This is a genomic window from Sporosarcina sp. P17b, from assembly GCF_002743115.1.
In the GTDB taxonomy this organism is placed as follows: domain Bacteria; phylum Bacillota; class Bacilli; order Bacillales_A; family Planococcaceae; genus Sporosarcina; species Sporosarcina ureae_C.
The window spans coordinates 233,142-257,497 of record NZ_PDYP01000002.1 but is presented as its reverse complement, the minus strand read 5'-3'; the positions used below and the strand labels follow the sequence as shown (position 1 = coordinate 257,497).

General features: G+C 40.4%; 22 protein-coding genes. 18 read left to right on the top strand and 4 right to left on the bottom strand.

The annotated features are described in order from the left end of the window. The first annotated feature begins 160 nt into the window (after window positions 1-160). From CSV76_RS03195 to CSV76_RS03180, 4 genes are all read left to right on the top strand, one after another. Window positions 161-1,426: a D-alanyl-D-alanine carboxypeptidase family protein gene (locus tag CSV76_RS03195; protein WP_099624721.1), complete on the top strand. Its 1,266-nt coding sequence runs from the start codon at window positions 161-163 to the stop codon at window positions 1,424-1,426. 114 nt (window positions 1,427-1,540) lie between these two features. After that, window positions 1,541-2,356: a hypothetical protein gene (locus tag CSV76_RS03190; RefSeq protein WP_099624720.1), complete on the top strand. Its 816-nt coding sequence runs from the start codon at window positions 1,541-1,543 to the stop codon at window positions 2,354-2,356. A gap of 74 nt (window positions 2,357-2,430) precedes the next feature. After that, entirely contained in the window at window positions 2,431-3,102 is a 672-nt protein-coding gene (locus tag CSV76_RS03185) for a YhfC family glutamic-type intramembrane protease (protein WP_099624719.1), read from the top strand. After that, on the top strand, window positions 3,102-3,482 hold the full coding sequence (locus tag CSV76_RS03180) for a DUF3887 domain-containing protein (protein ID WP_085426631.1): 381 nt from the start codon (window positions 3,102-3,104) through the stop codon (window positions 3,480-3,482). The genes CSV76_RS03185 and CSV76_RS03180 overlap by 1 nt, the downstream gene beginning before the upstream one ends. A 198-nt stretch (window positions 3,483-3,680) precedes the next feature. Here the strand turns inward: CSV76_RS03180 and CSV76_RS03175 are convergent, their stop codons facing one another. Beyond that, the gene (locus CSV76_RS03175) at window positions 3,681-5,183 is read right to left on the bottom strand and encodes an MDR family MFS transporter (protein ID WP_099624718.1); all 1,503 of its coding nucleotides are present in this window, start codon (window positions 5,181-5,183) and stop codon (window positions 3,681-3,683) included. Between the two features lie 188 nt (window positions 5,184-5,371). Here CSV76_RS03175 and CSV76_RS03170 point away from each other — a divergent pair, with 188 nt between their 5' ends. From CSV76_RS03170 to thiD, 3 genes are all read left to right on the top strand, one after another. Further along, entirely contained in the window at window positions 5,372-5,749 is a 378-nt protein-coding gene (locus CSV76_RS03170; RefSeq protein WP_099624717.1) for a rhodanese-like domain-containing protein, read from the top strand. Between the two features lie 185 nt (window positions 5,750-5,934). Further along, complete coding sequence (locus CSV76_RS03165) at window positions 5,935-7,281, top strand: dihydrolipoyl dehydrogenase family protein (protein ID WP_085426627.1); 1,347 nt, start codon at window positions 5,935-5,937, stop codon at window positions 7,279-7,281. A gap of 183 nt (window positions 7,282-7,464) precedes the next feature. Beyond that, a complete protein-coding gene (gene thiD, locus CSV76_RS03160) occupies window positions 7,465-8,292 on the top strand; it encodes a bifunctional hydroxymethylpyrimidine kinase/phosphomethylpyrimidine kinase (RefSeq protein ID WP_085426626.1) in 828 nt (275 codons plus the stop codon). Window positions 8,293-8,768: 476 nt separating this feature from the next. On the opposite strand, the gene CSV76_RS03155 is transcribed toward thiD, so the two are convergent. Beyond that, window positions 8,769-9,395, bottom strand: a complete 627-nt coding sequence (locus CSV76_RS03155; protein WP_099624716.1) for a nitroreductase family protein — start codon at window positions 9,393-9,395, stop codon at window positions 8,769-8,771. Between the two features lie 132 nt (window positions 9,396-9,527). Here CSV76_RS03155 and CSV76_RS03150 point away from each other — a divergent pair, with 132 nt between their 5' ends. Continuing rightward, the gene (locus tag CSV76_RS03150; RefSeq protein ID WP_085426624.1) at window positions 9,528-9,896 is read left to right on the top strand and encodes a winged helix-turn-helix transcriptional regulator; all 369 of its coding nucleotides are present in this window, start codon (window positions 9,528-9,530) and stop codon (window positions 9,894-9,896) included. Next, window positions 9,893-10,909, top strand: coding sequence for an LLM class flavin-dependent oxidoreductase (locus CSV76_RS03145; protein ID WP_085426623.1), 1,017 nt, complete (start codon window positions 9,893-9,895; stop codon window positions 10,907-10,909). The genes CSV76_RS03150 and CSV76_RS03145 overlap by 4 nt, the downstream gene beginning before the upstream one ends. Before the next feature lie 61 nt (window positions 10,910-10,970). On the opposite strand, the gene pepF is transcribed toward CSV76_RS03145, so the two are convergent. Beyond that, window positions 10,971-12,782 (bottom strand): oligoendopeptidase F, encoded by a 1,812-nt coding sequence (gene pepF, locus CSV76_RS03140; RefSeq protein WP_199173027.1) that lies wholly within the window; start codon window positions 12,780-12,782, stop codon window positions 10,971-10,973. A gap of 80 nt (window positions 12,783-12,862) precedes the next feature. Continuing rightward, the gene (locus CSV76_RS03135; RefSeq protein ID WP_085426622.1) at window positions 12,863-13,315 is read right to left on the bottom strand and encodes a hypothetical protein; all 453 of its coding nucleotides are present in this window, start codon (window positions 13,313-13,315) and stop codon (window positions 12,863-12,865) included. A 166-nt stretch (window positions 13,316-13,481) separates the two neighbouring features. Here CSV76_RS03135 and CSV76_RS03130 point away from each other — a divergent pair, with 166 nt between their 5' ends. The 9 genes from CSV76_RS03130 to CSV76_RS03090 all read left to right on the top strand — a co-directional run bounded on the left by CSV76_RS03130 (window position 13,482) and on the right by CSV76_RS03090 (window position 24,163). Beyond that, window positions 13,482-13,961 carry a PaaI family thioesterase gene (locus CSV76_RS03130; protein WP_099624715.1) on the top strand — a complete coding sequence of 160 codons (480 nt, stop codon included), beginning with the start codon at window positions 13,482-13,484 and terminating at the stop codon, window positions 13,959-13,961. 33 nt (window positions 13,962-13,994) lie between these two features. Next, window positions 13,995-15,206, top strand: a complete 1,212-nt coding sequence (locus CSV76_RS03125; protein ID WP_099624714.1) for an MFS transporter — start codon at window positions 13,995-13,997, stop codon at window positions 15,204-15,206. Window positions 15,207-15,248: 42 nt separating this feature from the next. Beyond that, window positions 15,249-16,175 (top strand): cysteine synthase A, encoded by a 927-nt coding sequence (cysK, locus tag CSV76_RS03120; RefSeq protein WP_099624713.1) that lies wholly within the window; start codon window positions 15,249-15,251, stop codon window positions 16,173-16,175. A gap of 247 nt (window positions 16,176-16,422) precedes the next feature. Then, on the top strand, window positions 16,423-17,265 hold the full coding sequence (locus CSV76_RS03115) for an ABC transporter ATP-binding protein (protein ID WP_085426618.1): 843 nt from the start codon (window positions 16,423-16,425) through the stop codon (window positions 17,263-17,265). Further along, window positions 17,198-17,953 carry an ABC transporter permease gene (locus CSV76_RS03110; RefSeq protein ID WP_085426617.1) on the top strand — a complete coding sequence of 252 codons (756 nt, stop codon included), beginning with the start codon at window positions 17,198-17,200 and terminating at the stop codon, window positions 17,951-17,953. Before CSV76_RS03115 ends, CSV76_RS03110 begins: the two co-directional genes overlap by 68 nt. Window positions 17,954-17,980: 27 nt before the next feature. Beyond that, window positions 17,981-18,985: an aliphatic sulfonate ABC transporter substrate-binding protein gene (locus CSV76_RS03105; protein ID WP_085426616.1), complete on the top strand. Its 1,005-nt coding sequence runs from the start codon at window positions 17,981-17,983 to the stop codon at window positions 18,983-18,985. 127 nt (window positions 18,986-19,112) lie between these two features. Then, entirely contained in the window at window positions 19,113-19,832 is a 720-nt protein-coding gene (locus CSV76_RS03100; protein ID WP_099624712.1) for an NAD-dependent deacylase, read from the top strand. Window positions 19,833-19,937: 105 nt separating this feature from the next. After that, window positions 19,938-21,092: an exonuclease SbcCD subunit D gene (locus CSV76_RS03095; protein ID WP_099624801.1), complete on the top strand. Its 1,155-nt coding sequence runs from the start codon at window positions 19,938-19,940 to the stop codon at window positions 21,090-21,092. Continuing rightward, a complete protein-coding gene (locus tag CSV76_RS03090) occupies window positions 21,089-24,163 on the top strand; it encodes an AAA family ATPase (RefSeq protein WP_099624711.1) in 3,075 nt (1,024 codons plus the stop codon). The genes CSV76_RS03095 and CSV76_RS03090 overlap by 4 nt, the downstream gene beginning before the upstream one ends. Window positions 24,164-24,356 lie beyond the last annotated feature (193 nt).

The window sequence follows — 24,356 nt, the reverse complement described above, 5'->3', positions numbered from 1 at the left end:
GGAATTCTATCAGGCATTTACATATTGTTACTCTAAAACGGTTATCAAAGCGAGTTCAGTCAAGTTAGTCAAAGAATAACACTGAGAACTCAGCTGTTCATGAAGTCATTCAAAACAGACTTTATGAACAGCTGTTTTTACATTAAAGGAGATCATACTAATGAAAAAAATCACATCGATCCTCACTATTTGTTTGTTAGGCTTTATGTTAAATTTCACAGTAAAAGAAGTGCACGCACATGAATTTACGGACATTCAATCGTACCCATCTGCTGACTCTATCGAATGGGCTTATTCAAAAGGATTGGTCGGTGGTTTCGAAGATCATACCTTCCGGCCAAATAGCTGGCTCACAGAAGCCCATTTCGCTGCGATTCTTACGCGTTACTACAAGGTAATTCAAGATGAAAGTGCACTATATATAGCCCATGATAATAAAATATGGTCGAACAGTATATATGAAGCATTAGCAAGATTTAAAGTACCTTTAGTCGGCTATGAGGATAGAAGTTACCGGAATAAACCCGTGACTCGAGGAGTTTTGGCACAAGTCATTTCGTACGTGAACGGCCAAGCTTATCAACTGGAGAAATCCATACAGTATTTATTCGACGAGCAGATTACAGTTGGACAAGTTCCACATGCTAATACATTACTCGAGAAGTATGGAGCTAAAAATCGTTTGACCCGGGCACAGGCCGTATTATTCTTCCATCGACTAGATCAGCAGAACAAAAAGGAAGTAGCACCAACTGTTCTCCAGGATAAATTGCCGGCTGGAAGTAATTCTGCAGTCGTAAATAAAGTAAAGCTACAGGCTATCTCACGGGTGGATCCACGCGTAAAACCCACCATTTTCTTGCCTGCAGATAAATATATTGAAGGCCAGCTACTGCCAGAGAAACCTATCTATATAAAAGGAGTTTTACTTGTCAACAAGCAGTATCCTTTGCCGAAGAACTATGCGCCTGGCGAAGACCGGACTGCACGTGCACAATTTACGAAGATGGCTGCTGATGCGAAGAAGTCAGGCATCAAATTAACTGCATTTAGCACGTATCGTTCATTTGATTATCAAACGAATTTATACACAAAATATGTAAAACGAGACGGAACAAAAGCAGCTGACCGTTATAGTGCCAGACCCGGGTATTCTGAACATCAATCAGGACTTGCATTTGATATCGGTGAAGCGAATGCTCCGAGACATTGGGCGAATGCGTCATTTGGTTCAACCAAGGCTGGGAAATGGCTGGCAGCAAATGCATACCGATATGGTTTTGTCATGCGGTATCCTAAAGGAAAAGAAGACATTACGGGCTATATGCATGAATCTTGGCATTACCGCTATGTTGGATTGGCACTCGCTAAAGAGATATATGTAAAACAAAACACTATAGAAGAGTATGTAGGATTAAGGGAATAGTTATACAGAAGTACTCTATCAGTTCATGGACTATATGTTCTGGTAGATTTTTTGCATTCTTTTAAGATTATCTAGTAGTATAGCGGGAAAAACATGTGAAAGGAGCTGAATATAATGAAAAAAAGAATCTATATAAGCAATGTCATTTTATCACTCGGTTTATTGAGTGCGTGCTCTGCTGAAACAGAAACAGAAAAAACTTCTATTGAACAACCTTCGAAATCAGAAGGAGAAACACTTACTGTTCAAGATCAGGAATCAAATGGAGAGCAAATAGCATCTGAACAGATAGACGATTTGACACAAGAGGAAGTACTCTCGGCCATAAAGGATCAAATTTCTACTACAAACTTTGACATAGTGTTGCCTGATAAATTACCGATTACAACGGACCAACATCTAACAGCTACTACAAGTTCCGAGTCCACAACGTATCAAATCACCTTTTTTGTTACGGATGAACCAGTTCCAATAAATAATGCAGCATTATTTGACGGGCATACAAAAAAAGAAAAACTAGCGACTTTACTAGTGAATGATTATAAAGATCAAGAAGGGCAAGCAGAAACTAAAGTTGCGTTTGAAGATTACGCAAAAGTTGGAGGTGAAGAAGTGGATCTCGGTCATGATATTACGGGTTATCAAGATGCAGGTGTCGGAAACTTATGGACGAGTTGGAATGAGGGTAGATGGTCGCTTGCCACACATACATCAATTGAACAGCCAGAAAAAGGAGTAGACTTAGGTAGAAAAGCTGTAGACTACTTGGAAACTCACCGTCTTCCTATCCCGAAACAACATGGATCGATTCGGTTGGATGCAACAAGTGAAAATCATTATGCGATTTGGGCGAAAGGTTCTGTGGTCTATGAACTTTCCGAAGTGCAATCAGCAATGGACTTACTGGAGATAGTAGTTCATTTCCAATAAGATCATTCCCAAACTAAAAGGATATTGATAGACTAGGGGTATCAATATAATGGGGGTAAAGGAGTGATGACGGAATGACAGGCTGGATTTTCACAATCATTATAGCTATTGTTTTACCATTGTCATTCGTTATATATGCAATCCTTAAAAAACGATGGATCCCTTTCTTTCTAGGAGTTCTAGCGTTTACTGTATCCCAGTTGCTCATACGCATCTCACTTTTACAATACGTGGAAAAGAACAGTATAGTCTTTTTGTTTTTTAGTAGTGTACATCCCATACAGTACGCTATCGTGCTTGGATTCTCCGCTGCGCTATTTGAAGAAGGAGCACGCTATCTTGCTATGCGGTATTTGATGAAGCAAAGGGACTGGCTATCAGGATTTTTATTTGGAGCAGGGCATGGTGGTATTGAAGCGCTGATCATTGTAGGAATTCCAATACTTTCCGTATTTCCACTTACAGTAGGCAACGGAATGCTTGCTTTAGCGGGTGTAGAGCGATTCTTTGCTATGCTGCTGCATATAGGACTGTCAATTATCGTCCTGCGCGGCATAAAACAGAAACGTCTTTCCTATCTGGTGATTGCTATTGCCATACATACAGGGATTGACTCAATGATTGGAATTTTGCCTGTATTTACTCCGCAAGAGTATGTGGTAGTATCAATAGAGAGTATTCTTGCATTCGTGGCGGTTAGCGTCATTAGCTACGGAATCTATAGTAAAAGGAGGGAAGTCTGGTAATGAAAAAACTTGTCCTATTGACTATGGCAGTCGTTTTATTGCTTGCTGCATGTGGTAAAAACACAGTAGATGAATCTGAGGCTGCTCAGTACATAGAAAAATCGAAAGAAGCCATCACGTTATTGAATGAAGAAAAATTTGATGATATGCGTGAAATGTTTGATGCCACGATGAAGGATTCTTTATCTGTGGAGCAACTAAAGGAAGTATCAGATATTGTGAAAGAATCAGGGGAGTTTGTCAATTTCGAAAAAGAGTCTGTTGCAAAAAAAGAGCAGTATTTTGTAGCGTCGATTGCTGCTGAATATAAAGAAGATAAACGTGTCTATACGATTACGTTTGATGACCAGCAACAAATCGCAGGATTTTTTGTGAAATAAATACCACTATAAAAGCCCTAACGAGATAAAGTACATTCTCGTTAGAGCTTTTTTTATGGATTTTGTTCAATTAAATTTTTTGTGCAAAACCTAGAGAGAATCTTTCCGAAAAAAGAATTGTATGAACATGGATGGAATGAAGTTGACGCTGACAATGCTCATCCGATAACGATGTATCGATTTATTATTGACCATTTACTATTTCTTTTGATTTGGTATGATCAATCGTTCTGGCCCCATATAGAATACGGCTAGTATAGAAATGGCAACCGGAATGAGTGCCCATAGAAATGTCGTAGAAATAGAATTAGACATAGCATTTGTCATGACATTCAATATATCTTCTGGAATGGTTTTGCGGACTTCAGGTAAAAAAGCGTTTTGTATACTACCCACGGCACTATTGTCTCCGTTAGGGAGTTTAGCAAAACCGGATGCCAATTCACTTGCCAATAATTTGGTTTGGATTGCTCCGAAGATCGTGATGCCCAGTGCCAATCCTAATGATCGGAAAAAAGCATTTGTTGAGTTGGCTGAACCTCTGAATCGGAAATCCATATTGTGCACAGTGGCAGCTGGTAAAAGTGAGAAGGAAAATCCGACACCAAATCCAACAAACACCATATAGAAAGATAGGATGGAACGAGAAGTATCAGGGGTAATCGTACTCATCAATAGCATTCCGATCGAATAGGCAATTACGGAAATAACCATGATTTTTCGATAACTCGTTTTAGTCTGTAAGATACCGCCCAGCGCACTTCCGACGACCGATCCAAGTAACATCGGCATAAGGATAATTCCGGCATTCGTTGCGGAGCCACCATATACAGCTTGCACGAAAAGAGGAATGAAGATTGTTAAACCTATGAAAGTAGCACCGTAAAGAAGTGCTAAGACTTGTGAAGAGGCGAAAAGACGGCTTTTGAACATCCAAAATGAGATAATCGGTTCTTTCGCTTTCGTCTCTGCCACTAAAAATATAATGAAAAATACCGTAAATAGACTAAATAATGTAATGCTTTGCCAAGAGGACCACGCAAATTGTTTACCGCCAAATTCAAGTCCAAACATCAAACTGACAATGGCAGTGACTAGTGTAATCGCACCGAGCCAATCAATAGCTTGCTTGGAAGGTTCAGTTGCTTCTTTATAAAAGCGATAAATTAGAAATAAGGAAACGAGTCCAATGGGAATATTGACATAGAATACCCAATGCCAACTAATAGACTCCGTAATCCAAGCACCAAGTAATGGTCCGATGACACTGGATGCTCCAAAGACTGCACCTAGAATACCTGTCATTTTGCCACGTTTTTCTGGAGGGAATACGTCAAATACAATAGTGAACGCGATGGGAAGTAAAGCGCCTCCGCCAATTCCTTGAATAGCACGAAAAACAGCTAACTGTGGCACGGATTGTGCAACACCGCATAGTGCTGAACCAATCATAAAAACAATAATACCAAACATGAAAAATCTTTTGCGGCCATACATATCTGATAACTTACCAAAAATCGGCATCCCGGCAAGTACAGCTACTGCGTAAGCAGAAGTAATCCATATATAACTATCGACTCCACCTAAATCACCTAGAATTGACCCGAGTGCAGTTGCGACAATGGTATTATCCATCGCGGACATTAAAATACCGAGCAAGATACCAGCTAGAACTAAACGCAGCGTTTTCTTATCATCCATTTATTCCACTCCTTTAACGCCTGCACTTCATAAGAATATATGAGCTACTTAATTTTAGCAGTATTATTCTTTCAGTGCATAATTAATATGTTCCTCAAATCAAAAAACTGTTAAGTGTTCTAGTCATCATTTTTTGCGTTATAACATCATTGAGATACAATAGAAGAAAATCGTATAGAGGTGAAGTTATGAAAAAAGTATTATGGTTAATCGTAACCGTTTTAGTATTAGCAGCTTGCGGTACGACAAATGAAGGTAAGAAAGAAGAAGTCTATCAAACAGTAGATTTGAAGGATATTGAAACCTTGCAAATGAAAGGCGATATAGTATTGGATGTAAGAGAAATAGATGAATTTGAAGACGGGCATATTATAGGGGCAATTAATATGCCTTTATCACAAATACAAAATGGTGATAGAACTGGTTTGGATAAAGACCAGAAGTATGTCGTCGTTTGCCGAAGTGGAAGCCGTTCGAAGATGGCAAGTGAGATTTTATTCGACGAAGGATATGATGTAATCAATGTTTCAGAAGGTATGTCAACTTGGCAGGGGGAAGTTGAATAAAGAGAAAACAAGCGACTGCCTACTAGCTATCGCTTGTTTTTGTGTATTGTTCGTATAGTATGTAAACTACAAAATAGCGTGAAGTAAAATGAATATTTGATTCCACGTGTCATAAAGGACAATAGAGGGTATTTGATAACAGAGTAGAAAATTGCTATAGCAGGTAAAGGTGGAGGAGATAGAGTATGGTGAAAGAATATGATTTGCTAGTGGTCGGAACCGGAAATGCAGGGTCCCTTGCGGCAATAAAATGTAAGAAAGAAGGCTGGAGCGTTGCGATTATCGATGACCGGCCCTTTGGGGGGACCTGTTCTCAGCGAGGTTGCGATCCGAAGAAAGTATTGGTAGGAGCAGCTGAATTAATAGATTGGAATAAACGTATGCACGGAAAAGGTATCGAAGAAGATAGCAAAATTAATTGGTCAGAATTAATGGAATTCAAACGAACGTTTACTCAAACGATACCTGAAGATACAGAAGAGAAGTATGGAAAACTAGGAATTGATATGTATCATGGCAAGGCAGTTTTTCAAAGTGAAACGGAATTAAAAGTCTGTTCAGATGTATTGAAAGGGAAAAAGATTCTTATTGCTACAGGTGCAGAACCTATGAAAATGGATATAGAAGGTGAAGAATATCTGACGATGAGTGATGAGTTTATGGAACTGGATACACTTCCAAAACGTATCGTATTTATAGGTGGCGGATTTATTTCATTCGAATTTGCACATGTTGCTGCAAGGGCAGGATCTGAAGTGCATATTTTGCATAGAAGTGAAAAGGCTTTAAAAAACTTTGATCAAGATTTGGTGAAAATGCTGATTAAACGTTCCAAGGAAGTAGGTGTGCATGTACATCTTAATACACCTGTAAATGGAATTGAGAAATGTGGTAATGCATTTGTGGTTAAAGGAGAACAAGAAGATCGTGAGGTAGAATGGAAAGCGGATCTTGTTGTACATGGAGCAGGTCGCGTACCTGCACTAGACATGGACTTGGAAAAAGGAAATGTGAAGTGGGATAAACAAGGTGTATGCGTTAATGAATATATGCAAAGTGTTAGTAACCCTAATGTATACGCAGCGGGTGATGTGGCTTCAAGCGACGCACCTCCGTTAACGCCTGTTGCGACGATTGAATCACATGTAGTGGCTTCGAATCTTCTCAACGGGAATAATAAGACAGCAGATTATCCAGTAGTTCCTTCTGTTGTATTCACTGTTCCAAAGTTAGCATCAGTCGGAATGAGCGAACAAGAGGCAAAAGAGTCCGGTTTGAAAGTGTTCGTAAAGTCACAAGATGCAACGGAGTGGTTCACATATAGACGAACGAACGAAGGGGCAGCGGCATTTAAAGTAATTATCGATCAAGAGAAAGATGTCGTGCTCGGCGCCCACCTATTGAGTGGGGAAGCGGATGAACTAATTAACCATTTTGCCCTAGCGATTCGTTTCCAAATTCCTGTCGAAGAATTAAAGAAGATGCCATTCGCATATCCAACAGTAGCTTCTGATATTTCGTATATGCTGTAATGGTATCAAGACTTTTCCCTATCCTACTGCTGGATAGGGAATTTTTAATTAAGGGAAGTATATTCTGATCATGTGAAAGACAATGAAATTGACTCTTATAACCAAGCCACGTTATCCTGTACAATGACGTAGATAATTAAGAGATATCTAGATGTATTACATAGTAGACAGGAGGAATGAACGATGATCAAACGCGCATTAACTATCGCTGGTTCTGCTGCACGTGGAGGAGCAGGAATCCAAGCAGATTTGAAAACGTTCCAGGAGTTTGATGTATTCGGTACAACAGCCGTTACAGCGATTGTTGCGAGAAACCCTCGAACGGGTCAAGGCATATTCCCTCAATCTTGGGAAGCGATTGAAGCGCAATTAGTAACAATACATGAAGATATCGGTGTCGATGCGATGAAGACGGGTATGTTGTTCACTAAAGAGATTATTGTCAATGTGGTGGAGTGGATCAAGCAGTCCGCAATTCAAAATATCGTAGTAGATCCAGTAATGATTGGAAAAATGGGCTCGGCACTGTTGAAAGACGATGCAATGGAAGCAATGCAGAAGCAATTGATTCCTCTTGCAACGATTATTACACCGAATATGCCAGAAGCTTCTTATTTATTAGGGGGTATGGAGCTAAAATCGGTCAACGATTTAAAAGAAGCCGCACGACGCTTGTTTGAAATGGGACCGAAGTTCGTCTTAGTTAAAGGCGGCAGGTTGGAAGGACCTGCAGTGGATGTGTTGTACGATGGAAAACAGTTCTATCTACTTGAAGCGCCAAGAATTGATACGATCAATACGAATGGAGCGGGTTGCAGTTACTCTGCAGCTATTACAGCGGGTCTGGCAAAGGGACAAACAGTGCAAGATGCCGTAATTGAGGCGAAAAAGTTCATCACAGCCGGCATTCGCCACTCCCTAACCTTTAAAGCAGGAGTCGGTCCAACCTATCATGCGGCTTATGGTAAGTATGATGAGACAAGTTGTAAGGTAACGATTGAACAAGAATGATTTCAGAAAGCCATACAAATGAGAGGATGTCTAAGAAGTAGTAACACTTCTAGGACATCCTCTTTTGTATAGTTTAAGTTTAAAAGCAAGTGCTTGTAAGTAGTTCGGGATGAAAACTCCAGTTGGCGGACGCTTTCGCATGGGCCTGCCGTGAGCCATCGGGAGTCGCCGCCAACTTCCGCTTCCATCCTTCGTTAATAGGAGTTTTACTTAGATCACTCACTGTAGGTAGTTTGTGAATTATTATTTTGTCTTAACTTTTTTAGATTCAAGTATCAAAGTTCAAAATTTATTACAACACTTACTTTAATGCGTAATAAAAAGTATATCCCACTCGTATTGCAAGGGATTGGAGTGCAGAGCGGCGACTCCCGCGGGAATAGCATGAGCCTTGAGACCCCGCAGGAAAGCGTCCGCTCGGAACGGAAATCCCCACCCCTACACACTGCCTTTCGCTCTTCTTAACTTCCTATATTTTACATATAAGTAGTAATCGCATCAATTGGCAGTCGAGTAGAGCCGTAAGCAGGTGAAGCGGCTTTGCCTAGCGCGATCAGCACAAGTGGCTCGTAGCGAGACTCAAGCTCGAACGACTTCGCAAACTGTTGCTTATCAAATCCACCCATCGGCACCGTATCATACCCCCTAGCCTTCGCAATCAACATCAACTGCATCGAAACTAGACCCGCGTCAAACGTCGCAATATTGCGTCTCGCCTCAAGTGGTGCGTTCGGATAAGCCGCCTTGGCATTATTAATTTGAATCTGCACATGCTCCTCATCTATATTTCCTGCAGCTAAATTCGAAAGATAAATCTCATCAATATTATGATACATTTCCGTATCACCGATCACCGCGATAATAGCCGACGCGGTTTCGATTTGTTCTTGATTAAATGAAAAACGATTGATTTTCTTCTTCAACTCTTGATCTTGTATAACTAGAAAACGCCATGGCTGCAAGTTACTCGAAGATGGCGCAGAAGTTGCCTCATCCAGCATAGTCGTAATATCTTCTTTATCGATTGTATAGTTCGCATCAAACTTTCTAACAGATTTGCGTGCATGCATAACTTCCAATAACTCATCGTAATGTTGGGACATAATATAAAACTCCTCTTAATAATGTTATTTTACTTACTATTAGTAAGTTAATTTCAAGATTACTATTAGTAAGCTTGTTTGTCAAACATGAATGTGATAAAGTGAAGGAAGTACAGGATTGGGGTTTTGCTAATGAAGAAAAATGAAGAGTTTGTTCAGTCGGTAAATCCTAAAGGTCAAAAAAGTTGCGATAGTTTCCACAATACAATCGAGTTTATCGGTAAGCGTTGGATGGGAATTATCATTTATCATTTATTAGATGGACCCAAAAGGTTCTTTGAGTTATCGGCGGAGATCGAAGGAATATCAGATCGTCTTCTAACGGAGAGATTGCGTGAGTTGGAAGCGCATGGTTTGGTCATCAAAAATCAATCCGATCCAACGGTTAGAAAAGTAGAGTATGAGCTTACTGCAAAAGGTAAAGAATTAGAAGGTATTATTCAGGCCATTTTTGAGTGGGTTAAGAAAAATGGTGGCTGTCAGAAGGAGAGAATGAATTGATTAGAGAAAACGCGAAACTATTTAACGACGTTCCGTTATCCATATTAGATTTAGCTATGATCAATGAAGGTAGTCATGCAGGGCAATCGTTCAAAAACAGTGTGGATCTTGCGCAACATGCAGAAGATTGGGGATTCAATCGTTACTGGTTGGCAGAGCATCATAATATGCCGGGCGTTGCAAGTTCCGCTACATCGATTATCATTGGACATGTAGCGCAAATGACCAAGGAAATTCGAGTGGGATCTGGTGGCGTCATGTTGCCAAACCATGCGCCATTAGTAATTGCAGAGCAGTTTGGTACACTAGACGCGATGTATCCAGGCCGTATTGATTTGGGATTAGGCCGTGCGCCCGGTAGCGACCAGGCAACAGCCTATGCACTTCGTCGCACGTTACAAAGCGGTGGAGAAGATTTCCCTCAACAAGTGGAAGAGTTGCGTATGTATTTCGAAGGTAATCCAACTGACCGTGTTCGTGCATTTCCAGGAGCAGGGCAGGATGTTCCTATTTGGTTGCTTGGTTCAAGTGGCTTTAGTGCTCAATTGTCGGCAGAACTTGGCTTGCCATTTTCATTCGCCAGCCACTTTGCGCCACAATTTATGATGCAAGCATTGCAAATCTACCATCAAAATTTCCGGGCTTCGAAAGATCTTCAGAAGCCACATGCCATGATGGGCGTAAACTTGATTGCTGCGGATACTGACGAAAAAGCCCAGTATCTGGCTACATCTATGCAACAGCAATTCTTGAATATCCGTCAAGGTAAAATGATCCAGTTCCAACCACCGATTGATGATATTGATGCGCAGTGGTCGCCGTTTGAACAAGAAGCGGTAGCGCAGCAAAGTCAATCACCATCTGTTATTATTGGTAGTCCTGAAACAGTAAAACGTAAATTGGAAGAGTTCGTAGATATGACGAAAGCGAATGAATTGATTATCAGTTCAGGTATATTCAATCATGAAGACCGACTTCGTTCATATGAAATCCTAAGCGAAATAATGAAATAATAGAAAAGCATCTGCTTTACAGGAGTAAAACCTGCAAAGCGGATGCTTTTATTTATCTAACTTATTGTGCTTCAATTTCTTCAGTCAGCTTCTCGATTTCATCGATTAATCCACCGATATAAGAGATCGTATCGCGCAATGGTTTGTCTGTCGTGATATCGATTCCCGCCATTTTTGCGAGTTCCGCTGGTTTCTTTGAACCGCCTGCACGTAAAGTGTTTAGCCAATCTTCAACAGCTGGTTCTCCCTCTTGCAATACGCGTTTTGCCATCTCAGTAGAAATCGTTAATCCAGCACTGTATGTGTACGGGTACAAGCCCATGTAATAATGTGGTTGACGCATCCATGTCAATTCTGCACCATCATTTATTCTCACGCTGTCTCCCCAGAATTCTTCAAGTACGCCACGTTTCAAATCATTCAAAATAGTGGCATTGACATTGCCGCCTGCATCCACAAGTTCGTACACTTTACGCTGGAACGCGGCTTCAAGCAGATGCGTAACGAAATTATGGTAATACGTTCTGGCTACGATAGAAGATAGTACCCAACGCTTAAATTTCGGGTCATTGGAATTCTTCAATAAATGATTAGCCATCAGCATTTCATTCATAGTTGAAGGAGCTTCGATGAAGTACAGTGACGATTGTGAGTTAAACAGATTTTGTGCTTCATTGGCGTAATTGAAATGTCCGGCATGGCCTAATTCATGGGCCAGTACAAAGACATCTTCCATGCTGCCTGTCCACGAAATCAATATGAATGAGCCACTGCCGTAAGGGCTTGCACAAAATGCACCTGTAGATTTTCCTTCATTTTGCGCAAAATCAATCCGGCGTTCTGAATAAGCACGGTTCACCATATCAAGATAATTTTCACCCATAACAGAAAGAGCATCATTCATATATTTTTTAGATTCTTCGACTGTAATTGAAGGTTCATATAATGGATCTACTGGCATTTTTAAGTCTGCAAACGTCATTTCATCCAGACCGTAGATGTTCTGAAGAAGTTTCGCATACTTGCGCATATGGGGTGCTAGTTCTTCCATGATTACATCAATTTGGCGATTGTACATGGAACGATCTACGTCTTGTTCCATCAATAAATAATCAATAACAGAGTCATAACCACGTAAGTCAGAAGTCGTTTTTTCCATCTGTACATGCATATCATAGGTTTTGGCAGTTGTATGTTGATATTTGCGCAATGTATCACTGAATGTTTTAAAGGCTGCACGTCTTACTGGCGTCTTCGGTTCAGACTCCCATTTCCCTTCGAATAATACATAGCTTAAAGGGTAAGCTTTTCCGTCTGAAGTGAAATCAGGGAAGTTAATATCCGCCATTTTCGTCGTATTATACAATGAATACGGTGCTTGGAAAGAAGAAGAGAATGCAGCGAGTGTTTTCTCTACCTCGGGATGTAGTTGATGCGGTTTTTCCCGAATTATCTTATCGAATAAGCTGGCATACCCTTTTGATTGTTCACTCGCTTGTTGTAACGTTTGCTCAGAAAGCTCCGTTAATTCACTCATTATGAATGCAGTTTGGCTACCGATTTTCGCAGCGATTGAACCAAATTTACTTTCTCTCATCTGCGAATCATCATTTGTTAAATCGACACTTGCTGTCAACTCAGCATAACTCGAGATTTTGGTGAGTTTCTCCTGTAGACTGCGATATGCATCTAATGCTTGAATAGCGGAGTTTGCATCTGTAACGGTCCCTTTAAAATTTTTCTCGAAAGCAGCCGCTTCTTCTTTTGCATCTGCTAAGGCTTTCTGATAATCTTGCTCGTTTTCAAATAGAATGTGTAAATTCCAAGTTTCTTGTTCGTTTACTTGGGCGCGTTTAGGTAAGCTTTTCACCAATGTGAATCTCTCCTTCAAATCGATTATTCGGTTGCCGAATTAATTACTAGTATAATACAATGAATGTTCAGAGTACAAAGTTATGGTTTATTGGAAATGATAAAATCCATTAGCCAATCTACTTGCATAGGACCATTGACAACTTCGTAGTATAGGCGATCATTATGGATTAAAACTCCTTCTTCAATTAGAATGGTCATTCGATTTCCAGTCTCGTCTTGTAAATCAATTGTGAAGAGCGATTGATCGTCAAACAATTGCAGTGTGTCCGGATCTATTCTCTCATAATCATATGCTTGGAGAAATGATAGCAATCGGTCTATTTCTTCAGCTTCGTCTACTTTCCAAGTAACGGCATGTCGTGCTTGAGAGCCAGGTTGCCGAAAAGTGATTGAAGAGTAAGGATTTAAACCATTTAGCTGTTGGTCTTGTAGTCGCTCAAAAGGATGGGAGGAAGCTTCATCAATTGTCTGAATCATGACATAAAATCCTCCAGCCACTAGCAGTGCCAATATCACACCACGTATTTTCATTAGAATTCCCTCCTTCCGCAAAATAACGTTTCTCACTAGTATATGAATGTAGTAGTGAAGATACGCACATAACTATCAGTGTAATGATAGTTATTTCGTTTTGGCTCGATATTTCAATATTCGGAATGTATAATAGAGAGACTCATCTGAAAGGGAGGTACTAACTATGAAAGAATATGTTACACATGCAGTCCAGGACGATTATGCGGATGACTTTTCATGGTGTTATGGTTGTGGGAGTCTCAATGAGGAAGGAAATCATTTCCGAACAGGTTGGGAAGGCAATCAGACGGCTACCTATTCTTTACCGCCAGAAAAATATACTGCCATACCAGGATTTGTGTACGGAGGATTTCTAGCTTCATTTTTGGATTGCCATGGTACGGGGTCTTGCGCGCTCGCATTACACCGGAAAAATGGTCATGAACCAGGTGATGGATCTGTTCCTCCACGCTTTGTGACAGCTTCCTTGCAGATTACATATAGTAAGCCGACACCACAAGGAGTAGTATTAAAGGCTGTTGGGAACGTCACGGAGATTCACCCGAAGAAGTGGAAGGTCGCAGTAGAAATTTTCGCAGGCGATGAACTATGTGCCACTGGAGAAGTAGTAGGGGTTGTCATGCCTGCTACATTCACGAAGTAAAATAGACAACTAGATAAGGTGTGACCAGAGGGTATGAATAAATCTCCACAGACTGCCGTAGCGAATCCGGTATTTCCAATCATGATCGCGATTGCAGTATGTCATTTATTCAACGACACACTGCAGGCAGTGATTCCGGCGATGTTGCCGATTTTGGAAAAGGAATTTCAATTTAGTTATAAACAATTAGGTTTCATTGTATTTGCATTGAACATCGTAGCTTCTCTACTTCAACCCGTTGTAGGATATTTGAGTGATCGTAAGCCGAAGCCGTTTGCTTTGCCTATAGGTATGACATTTTCAATGATCGGAATTGCGGGGTTAGCATTGGCGCCAAGTTATTGGCTGATTATTCTTTCCGTTATGTTGCTCGGGTTAGGATCAGCTATCTTTCATCCAGAAGGTTCCCGTGTATCGTTTTTGGCTGCAGGAGACAAGCGTGGACTTTCACAGTCTATCTATCAAGTAGGAGGTAACACGGGCCAGGCACTTGCACCGTTAATTAGTGCATTTGTTCTCGTTCCCCTAGGCCAAATAGGCGCAGCGGTTTTCGTTTTAGTAGCTGCAGCAGGAATTGCCTTGCTATCCCGTATTTCCATCTGGTATAAGAAGCAGCTCGATGAAGAACGTTTAGGTAAGCGGAAGAAAGTACTATTGACGACAATGGAAAACCTGACTAAGAAACAAGTTGTCATTGCGTTGACATTATTAATGGTCATCATATTTGCGCGTTCATTCTATGTAACGAATATTACGAGCTTCTATATTTTCTATCTGATCGAAAACTATGGCATGACGATCCAACATGGTCAGTTGTATATTTTCCTATTCTTGGCTCTAGGTGCTGTCGGAACGTTTTTCGGTGGACCGATGGCAGATCGTATGGGACGAAAAAAAGTGATTGTCTTGTCGCTTGTCGTACCATTGCCGCTAAGTTTATTACTTCCATATGCTCCTGTGTGGGGAATCATATTACTACTACTAACCATTGGATTCTTTATCATGCTTAGCTTTTCGGTTACTGTCATCTATGCTCAAGAGCTCGTACCTTCGAAGATTGGTACGATGGCCGGATTAACCGTAGGATTAGCTTTTGGAATGGGAGCTATTGGTGCAGTTGCCATAGGAAGTCTTATCGACTATATTGGAATCTATCAAACGATGATTATTACGTCGTTCTTACCGTTCATTGGTTTAGTTGGTTTAGCTTTACCACGTGATCAAAAGATTACATCAGCTTCATAATCAGATTACTAGTTTTATCATCATGAAAAGTAGGTGTACGAAATGAAAGTAGTCAATAATATGGCGGAATTAATTGGCGATACTCCGCTAGTAAGAGTACGAACGCTCGGCGAAACTACAGGTGCTGCTGTATATGTGAAACTGGAGTACTTTAATCCGAGCCGAAGTGTAAAAGATCGTGCAGCTTATCAAATGTTAGTAGAAGCCGAAAAGAATGGTGTGCTGAAACCGGGTGCTACGATTATCGAGCCGACATCAGGAAATACAGGAATCGGACTGGCCATGAATGCTGCTGCAAAAGGATATCCTGCAATTTTCGTTATGCCGGATAATTCTACAATTGAGCGTATTAACTTAATGAAGGCATATGGAGCCAAGGTTGTGCTTACACCTAGCGCAGAACGTATGCCGGGTGCGATCGCAAAAGCGAATGAAATTTCAGCGTCTATCGAAAATAGTTTCATTCCTATGCAGTTTGAAAATAAAGCCAATCCAGATAGTCATAGGCATACAACTGCTGTGGAAATTATCGATGCGATTCAATCAATCGATCGCAAATTAACGGCTTTTGTCTGTACTTCAGGAACGGGTGGTACGGTAACGGGAACAGGTGAATCATTGAAGCAACATGACCCTTCGATTACAGTCCATGTAGTTGAGCCCGCAGGATCACCAGTATTATCGGGTGGTAAACCTGGAAAGCATAAACTGGTAGGTACAAGCCCAGGATTTATCCCTTCCGTATTAAATACTACTGTATACGACGAAATTTTCCGTATTGAAGATGACGATGCATATAATACAGTCAGACAATTTGCTAGACAAGAAGGTGTATTACTCGGTCCGTCAGGTGGTGCATCTCTGTATGCAGCATTGCAAGTGGCTAAGCGATTATCACCAGAAGATACAGTTGTTTGTATTGCACCGGATTCCGGCGAAAGATATTTATCGAGTGATTTATTTCAATAACTACTAGCGAAATTAACCTCTACCTACATCAGGTGGAGGTTTTTTTATGTAATATATTAGCAAGGTAGAGTAGTGAAAAGCTATCTCTACTGAATTACGACTATATTTTTAAAATAGATTGAAAAAATAATTTTAAATAGTATTGACAAATCCAATAGGAATGGTAGATTATATATATATAAAACATATAAAGTTAGTAGGGATTAAAACGTAAACGAATGGAAAATGCTAATGAGGGGGAATCAACATGTATTTAGAAATTCAAGGCATTGAAAAGAGCTTTCCCCATAAAGACAAGGGAACGGTCAAGGTATTGGATAACATCAATCTTGAGATAGAAAAAGGACAGTTTGTTTCCATTGTAGGTCCTTCAGGTTGCGGGAAATCCACTATGTTGTATTTGATTGCAGGGCTGGAAAAAGCTGATCAAGGGAAAATCAGTATTGATGGAAAAGAAATTAAAGGTTCCGGCTCCGACCGCGTAGTCGTCTTTCAAGAAGCAGGATTGTTTCCTTGGTTGACAGTACTAGACAACGTTACATATGGGTTGCTTCTAAAGAAAATGCCGAAAAAAGAAGCAGAACAAAAAGCTATTGAGATGTTGAAAATGGTCCATTTAGGTAATTATATCGATTCCTATCCACATCAACTATCTGGAGGAATGAAGCAACGCGTATCTATTGCCCGTGCACTTGTGATGGAACCAGACATTCTTTTGATGGATGAACCATTTGCGGCACTAGATGAACAGACACGCATGGTACTTCATAAGGAGTTATTGGATATTTGGAGAAAAACGAAAGTAACGATTCTCTTCATTACGCATAATATCCGGGAAGCCGTATTACTTTCTCAAAAGATAGTCGTGTTTGCGACACGTCCCGGAAAAATTAAAGCGACTTTCATCTCCAAAGATTCCAAAGACGGTGTCATGCCTAGTGATGTGACGTTGCAACTAGAAAAACAGATTTTAGCTGAACTGCAAGAAGAAATAGAGAAGGTGTTGAAGGAGGAGATGGGCGATGACTACAGCTTTAAGACGAATAGTGTTTCTCGGGATACTAGTGGCGATATGGGAAGTCACATCTAGACTATCGGATTTACCCGATTTTATGTTTCCGAGCTTCACGCAAGTTATGTCGACTTTGATTTCAGGACTCATCTCCGGACAAATCTTGACTGCAATTGGTGCGAGCCTCAGTAGATTACTAATCGGATTCACGATTGCTTCTATACTAGGGCTGGTGCTTGGTTATCTGATCTGGCGCTACAAAATCGTAGAAGACACACTTGGATTTCTCGTGACGGCATTACAGTCCATTCCGAGTATCGTCTGGTTCCCGCTTGCCATCATCTGGTTTGGTCTCAATGATTTTGCTATTTTATTTATCGTTACATTAGGCGCAACTTGGACAATGATTGTCAATGCAACGAGCGGGTTCAAAAACGTACCGGTGTTATATCAACGCGTAGCAAAATCATTAGGTTCTAGCGGGCTTCACTTTTTGCGGACGGTAATTTTGCCCGCATCTGTACCGCAATTGATTTCTGGTTTACGTATCGCATGGGCTTTCTCTTGGAGAGCGCTCATGGCAGGGGAATTGCTAGGTGCAAGCGTCGGTCTCGGTCAACTACTGGAAGCAGGACGCGCACTTGGACAAATGGATTTAGTTATTTCGGTCATGATCATCATCGGTGTGATCGGAACGATTATGGATAATGTATTATTCTTACGTTTGGAACGCAGTGTAGAGAGAAAATGGGGAATTCGGGCGTAAAACGCTCTAAGAAAAGGGGAATAGAATATGAATAAGAAATTATTGGGTGGACTACTTTCGGTATTTGCTATTGTAGGGATCTTATCAGGATGCGGAAAAACAGACGCAGGCAGCTCGGATAAAAGTGAAGTAAAGATTGGATACTTTCCGAACTTGACGCATATCGCAACGATCATAGGACTAGAAAATAATTATTTCGCGGAAGAATTCGGTGAAGATATTAAGATCACAACAAAAACTGTAAGTAACGGTGGGCTATTCATGGAAGCAATGGCTTCTAACTCGATCGATATCGGAACTGTTGGACCAGGACCTGTTATTAACTATTTCGTTAAAGATCCAAAATACCATATTGTATCCGGCGCAGTAAATGGTGGTGCAGTATTAGTAGCAGACGACAAGAGTGACATTAATGAATTGGCAGATCTTGATGGGAAGCGTATCGCTATACCAGTAATCGGAAGTACACAGGACGTAATGTTACGTAAAGCATTGAAAGACGTAGATTTAAAAGCAAAAGCGAATGGTGGATCAGTTGAATTCTTCGCGGCAGCACCCGCGGATACAGCGACTTTATTCATCCAAGATTCAGTTGATGGTGCAGCAACGCAAGAACCTTGGGGGTATATCTTACAAAATCAAGCAGGTGGTAAATTGATTTTGGACTGGGAGGACTTTGCTTGGGGTAAAGAGTCTACGAATACAGTAGTTGCCACTAGTGATGCATTCTTAGGAAATGAAAAACTATTAAATTCTTATTTAACAGCTCACGCAAAAGCAGTTCAGTTTGTTCGTGACGAGCCAGAGAAAGCGCAAGCGTTAGTTGTGAAGCATATCAAAGATCTGACAGGCAAAGAATTAAATAGCGATGAACTTGAAGCAGCTTTCAGCCGTATTGTCGTCTCAACTGATGTAAATGAAGATGTATTGCAAGAAATGGCTGATATCAGTCAGGAAGCAGATTATATTAAGAGCAATGAAATTGACGGATTGATTGATCTGGAAGCAATTAAAAAAATCACAGCACAATAATACTTAGCGGGTATCCATTTGGGATATCCGCTTTTCTATTTCCGTATCATTTGGTAATTATCAGTCAAACAGGATATGCTACTATAATAGATAGAACATAATTTCGCTAGTTGAAAGGATGAGGACAGTGCTGGGAGATTTATTGAAAGAATCGAAACGTACTATCGTCTATACAGGAGCAGGTATGTCAACAGAAAGTGGATTACCTGATTTTCGTTCCGCTAAAACGGGCATGTGGGAAACTGAAGATCCTGCGAAAGTGGCAAGTACAACCGCTTTAAATGAACAATTTGAACAATTTCTACAGTTCTACAAGCAACGTGTCATTGCTGCGAAAGAAACGGGGCCACATGCTGGTCATGAGATATTGGCTAAATGGGAAAAGCAAGGACTAATCAACGGCATTATTACGCAAAACGTCGACGGATTCCACACGATGGCTGGATCAAAAAATGTCATGGAACTTCACGGAACACTTCGTAATGTACATTGTGAAACATGTAGTAAAGTGTACGACAATGAACGGTACGCGCATGATGAATTTTACTGTGACTGTGGCGGGAAATTACGACCGTCCGTTGTGTTATTTGGAGAGATGTTGCCAGAAGAAGCATTTATTCAATCGATTTTTGAAAGTGAGAAGGCAGATTTGTTCATCGTACTCGGTTCATCGTTGACTGTAACTCCAGCAAATCAATTTCCACTGATAGCAAAAGAACAGGGCGCGAAGTTGGTCATTGTTAATATGGAACCTACTGAAATGGATCGCTATGCAGACTTGGTCATCAACGAAAGAAAAATTGGTGAAGTGCTAAATGAAGCTGATAAAGCAGTAAAGAATAATTAAATAAGACAGAAGAATAGGTGTAGCAGATTAGGATCTTTTTTACAGATCCGCTGTTACACTATTCTTCCTGTCTCTACTTATATATATGAAGAGAGGGGAATGGATTTGAAGATTTTCCATACGGCAGATTGGCATCTTGGAAAACTCGTGCAAGGAGTTTACATGACAGAGGACCAGCGCTTTATTTTACAAGCTTTTATAGAAGAGATTAAGAAAGAACGACCAGATGTAGTGGTGATTGCTGGGGATCTTTACGATCGTGCGATTCCACCAACAGAGGCGGTAGGTTTGTTGAATGAAGTTCTACAAGAGATTGTTATCGATCTGAAAACACCTGTCATCGCAATTGCAGGAAATCACGATAGTCCAAGCCGACTTCATTTCGGTAGTACTTTTATGAAAGATCAAGGATTGTACATAACAGGAGAATTATCCACTCATTTGTCTCCGATAAAACTGCATGACCAATATGGCGACGTCTATTTTCATTTGATACCTTACGCAGATCCATCAGTAGTCAGTTATTTGTTTGAAGATGATACGATATCTACTCATCAGAAAGCGATGAAAAAGATTATTGAACGTATCGAGCAATCAATGGATAAAGACGCTCGGCATGTTTTAGTCGGACATGCGTTCATCACAAAACATGGCGAGAAAGAGGAAAACACAAGTGACGCCGAACGTCCATTATCTATTGGCGGTGCTGAATATGTATCTTCTGATTTATTTGAGCCGTTTCATTATACAGCGCTTGGTCATTTGCATCAGGCGCATTTTGTAGGTAATGAAACAATTCGTTATTCTGGATCACCGTTAAAATACTCTATTTCTGAACAGAATCATCAAAAAGGTTATCTAATTGTTGAACTGGCAGAGAATGGCGAAGTAGAAACTGAGAAAAGATTACTTACTCCACTGCATGATGTGCGTACGGTGGAAGGGACCATGGAGGATATAGTGGCGATGGAACATAATGAAGATTATGTGTACGTCAAACTGCTAGATACGGTACCGGTTATACAACCTATGGAGAAAATTCGATCCGTCTTTCCAAATGCGATGCATGTGGAGCGTAAACTAGTCGTTTCTTCTTCGGATGGAATTGGCGGATCAGTAGATGTCGAGAAAAAAGAAGATGACCAGGCAATGTTTGCTTCCTTCTTTAAAGAACTTCAAGGCGAAGAAGCAGATGAAGAGACGAAAGAGCTATTCGCTGAAGTCTTGTGGGATGTTATGAAAGAGGAGGGTCACTCATGAAGCCAATTACGCTAACTATGACGGCATTTGGACCATACAAAGATAAAGAAACGGTTGATTTTCGCGATTTAAAAGAGCATCGTTTATTTGTTATTTCGGGAAAGACGGGTGCAGGAAAAACTACTATCTTCGACGGTATTTGTTTTGCGTTATATGGACAGGCAAGTGGCGAAGATCGTACAGACACGAAAGCATTGCGCAGTCAGTTTGCTGAGGATGACGTCCAAACGACAGTTGAATTAACATTTGATATTCACAAGCGTCGGTTTCGAGTTGTGCGCCAGATTCCTTACCGAAAGAAAGGAAATAAAAATGATACACTTGGTCGCTGTGAGTTATTCGAAGAAAAAGAGGAGCAATTCATTCCAGCAGTTGATCGTCAAATAGTCACCGAAGTAAATGACAAGATCGAACAATTATTAGGTTTTACGCATGCGCAGTTCAGCCAGATCATGATGCTGCCTCAGGGTGAATTCCGTAAATTCTTAACTTCCGATACAGGGAATAAGGAAGCGATCATGCGCAAAATCTTTAAAACTGAACCGTATCAAAAAATTGTTGAACGGTTAAAAGTGAAAAAAGAAGAAGCAAATGCGGAATTTCAACGTGAAAAGCAAATGAGTGATGCAATCCTTCATCAAATACCGGCAAAGTTACCTGAACGTAACTCGTTATTGTTTACCGAATTACAGTCTGAGTATCCAAACTACCATCAACTTGTGTCTGGCTTTCAACAAGAACATACACACCATGAAACACGATCTAGCGAAACGCATAAAGAATATACAAGACTTTATAGCGTCCATAATGAAAAGCAACAGCAACTACATGAAGCTCGTTTAATCAATGAACAATTTACGAAATTGCAGCAACGTCAAAATGAACTAGGTAGTTTGCAAGCGAAAGAACAAGAAATGAAAATACTAGAACAACAATTGCAACAAGCAGAACGAGCAGCAAGATTAGAAGATGTAGAACAACTCGTGAAGACTAATCAAGCGGAATGGCAGAAAAAAGATCAAGGCTACTCTGAAGCTGTGACAGCCCTTGCCGCTGCAGAGGAGAAATTCGTCTCAACACAGGCTTCTTTTGAACGAGAACTAGCTAAAGAACCTGAAAGAAATGAAATAAAAGAAGAGTTACTGACGTTGAATCATCTTCTTCCGACAGTATCGGGCCTAGCTACGCAACGAAAAGTGCTAGAGTCACTCAAGAAAACAGTCAAGGAAGTAGAAGAGTCCTTATTAGGAAATAAACAAGCGTATGATCAGCAAAAAGAAATGATAACTGTTCAAAAAAATGAAATAAAAGAATTAGAAACTTCATTGGAAAAACATGAACAGTTGATAGAGGAACTTGCAAATACTAAAGCTATCGCGAAGCAAGTACTATCTCACGGGCAACAACTGGCAAATCAAAAAGAGCTCGAAGCCCAGTATAAAATAGCCGAGCAACAAGTAAAGCAGTACACAGAAGTCTATCAAGCGCTTGAGAATCGTTGGATTGGCAATCAAGCGGTAATCCTCGCTGCTGCACTCCATGATGGAGAATCTTGTCCTGTTTGCGGTAGTATAGAGCACCCTAAAAAGGCAGGTGAATCGGAAGGAGAACATGTATCTAAGCAACAATTAGACAAAGCGAAAATAGAGTTGACACATAAAGAACAGACTTTCCATCTTAAGCAAGCTGAATTACAGCAAGTGCAACAGCGCATTGAGGCAAGTGAGGCTGAACTGCATGAACAACAAGTGGATTTGAGTCATGATTATCAAAAAGAACAAACAGAGTTGACGGAAAAGGTGTCCGTACTTAGAAGCAAACGAGAATTACTAAAAAAAAGAAAAGAACAGCAAAGTCAATCAGAACTAGAGATGGAAAAGCTTGCTATAGAAATAAAAAGATTAGAGCAGCAACATAACGAATCAAAAGGAGAACTCGAAACGAAACAAGCACTGTATGAACACGTGCTTGCAACTGTTCCAGAAAACCTACAAGAGCTATCCGCGTTGCAAAAACAAATTCAATCTAAAGAAGCAACAAATCTACAACTTGAAAATGCTTGGAAATCTATTCAACAGAGATTACAAGACGTTACAACGGAAAAAACAAAATGGGAATCCCGAGAAGATCTGGAGAAGAAGTCACTTGCAGATATGAAAGAAAAGTTGGATCAAAGTGTAGTTTCGTTTACTAAACGTCTAAAAGAAGAAGGGTTTACTTCAGAAGAGAATTATTTACAAGTAAAACTGCCGACACAAAAACGCCAGGCTATCCAGCAACAACTTCAAGAATTCGCCCAAACGCTTCACACGTTGAAGTCAACCGTAGCAGAACTCAAGAAGTCTGTGGAGGGCAAACAACTGATGGACATGGCGAGTATGGAGAATCAAGTAGAAGCGCTGAAAATACAATATGAAGAAGCGTTTGCCCTATATAATCAATCAAAAGCATGGCAACAGGCCGCACTAGATCTGCACAAAGAATTAGAAACAAGCAAATCAAAAGAAGCGGAACTTGAAAAGACCTACGGAAAGATTGCAAATCTATACGATATAGTTCGTGGTCAAAATCAATTAAAAATATCATTTGAACGTTATATTCAAATCGAGTATTTGGAACGCATCATTCAAGCGGCCAATATACGCTTGCGTGATTTATCGAACGGACAGTATGAATTAGTACGTAGTGATCGTCAAGAGACTAGAGGAAAGCAAAGTGGTTTAGGCATAGATGTTCATGATGCGTATACAGGACAGACCCGAGACGTCAAGACGTTATCAGGTGGAGAGAAGTTCAATGCTTCTCTATGTTTGGCACTAGGGATGGCGGATGTCATTCAAAGCTTCCAAGGTGCCGTTCGCATGGAGACGATGTTTATCGATGAAGGTTTCGGAGCGTTGGATGAAGAAGCTATTCAGAAAGCTATCGATACGCTGATTGCTCTTCAACAGTCCGGCAGAATGATTGGTGTCATTTCACATATCGAGGAGATGAAAGAGGCTATTCCTGCTACGTTGCAAGTAACTAAGTTGAAAGAGGGATACAGTCAGACGAAGTTTGTGTTGAATTGATGTTGTGGATTTCAGTTTATATATAAGGGCTTAGGAAGAGAACGTTCACCTTCGTAACGGAAATCCCTGACTACTGTAAATTAATATCTCATATTTAACTTTAAACTGATCCTTAAAAAGATCAGTTTTTTTATTTTAAAAATACATTTATATAATTCGATAAATAGTCAGTAAGTTAGCAATAAACGCAAAA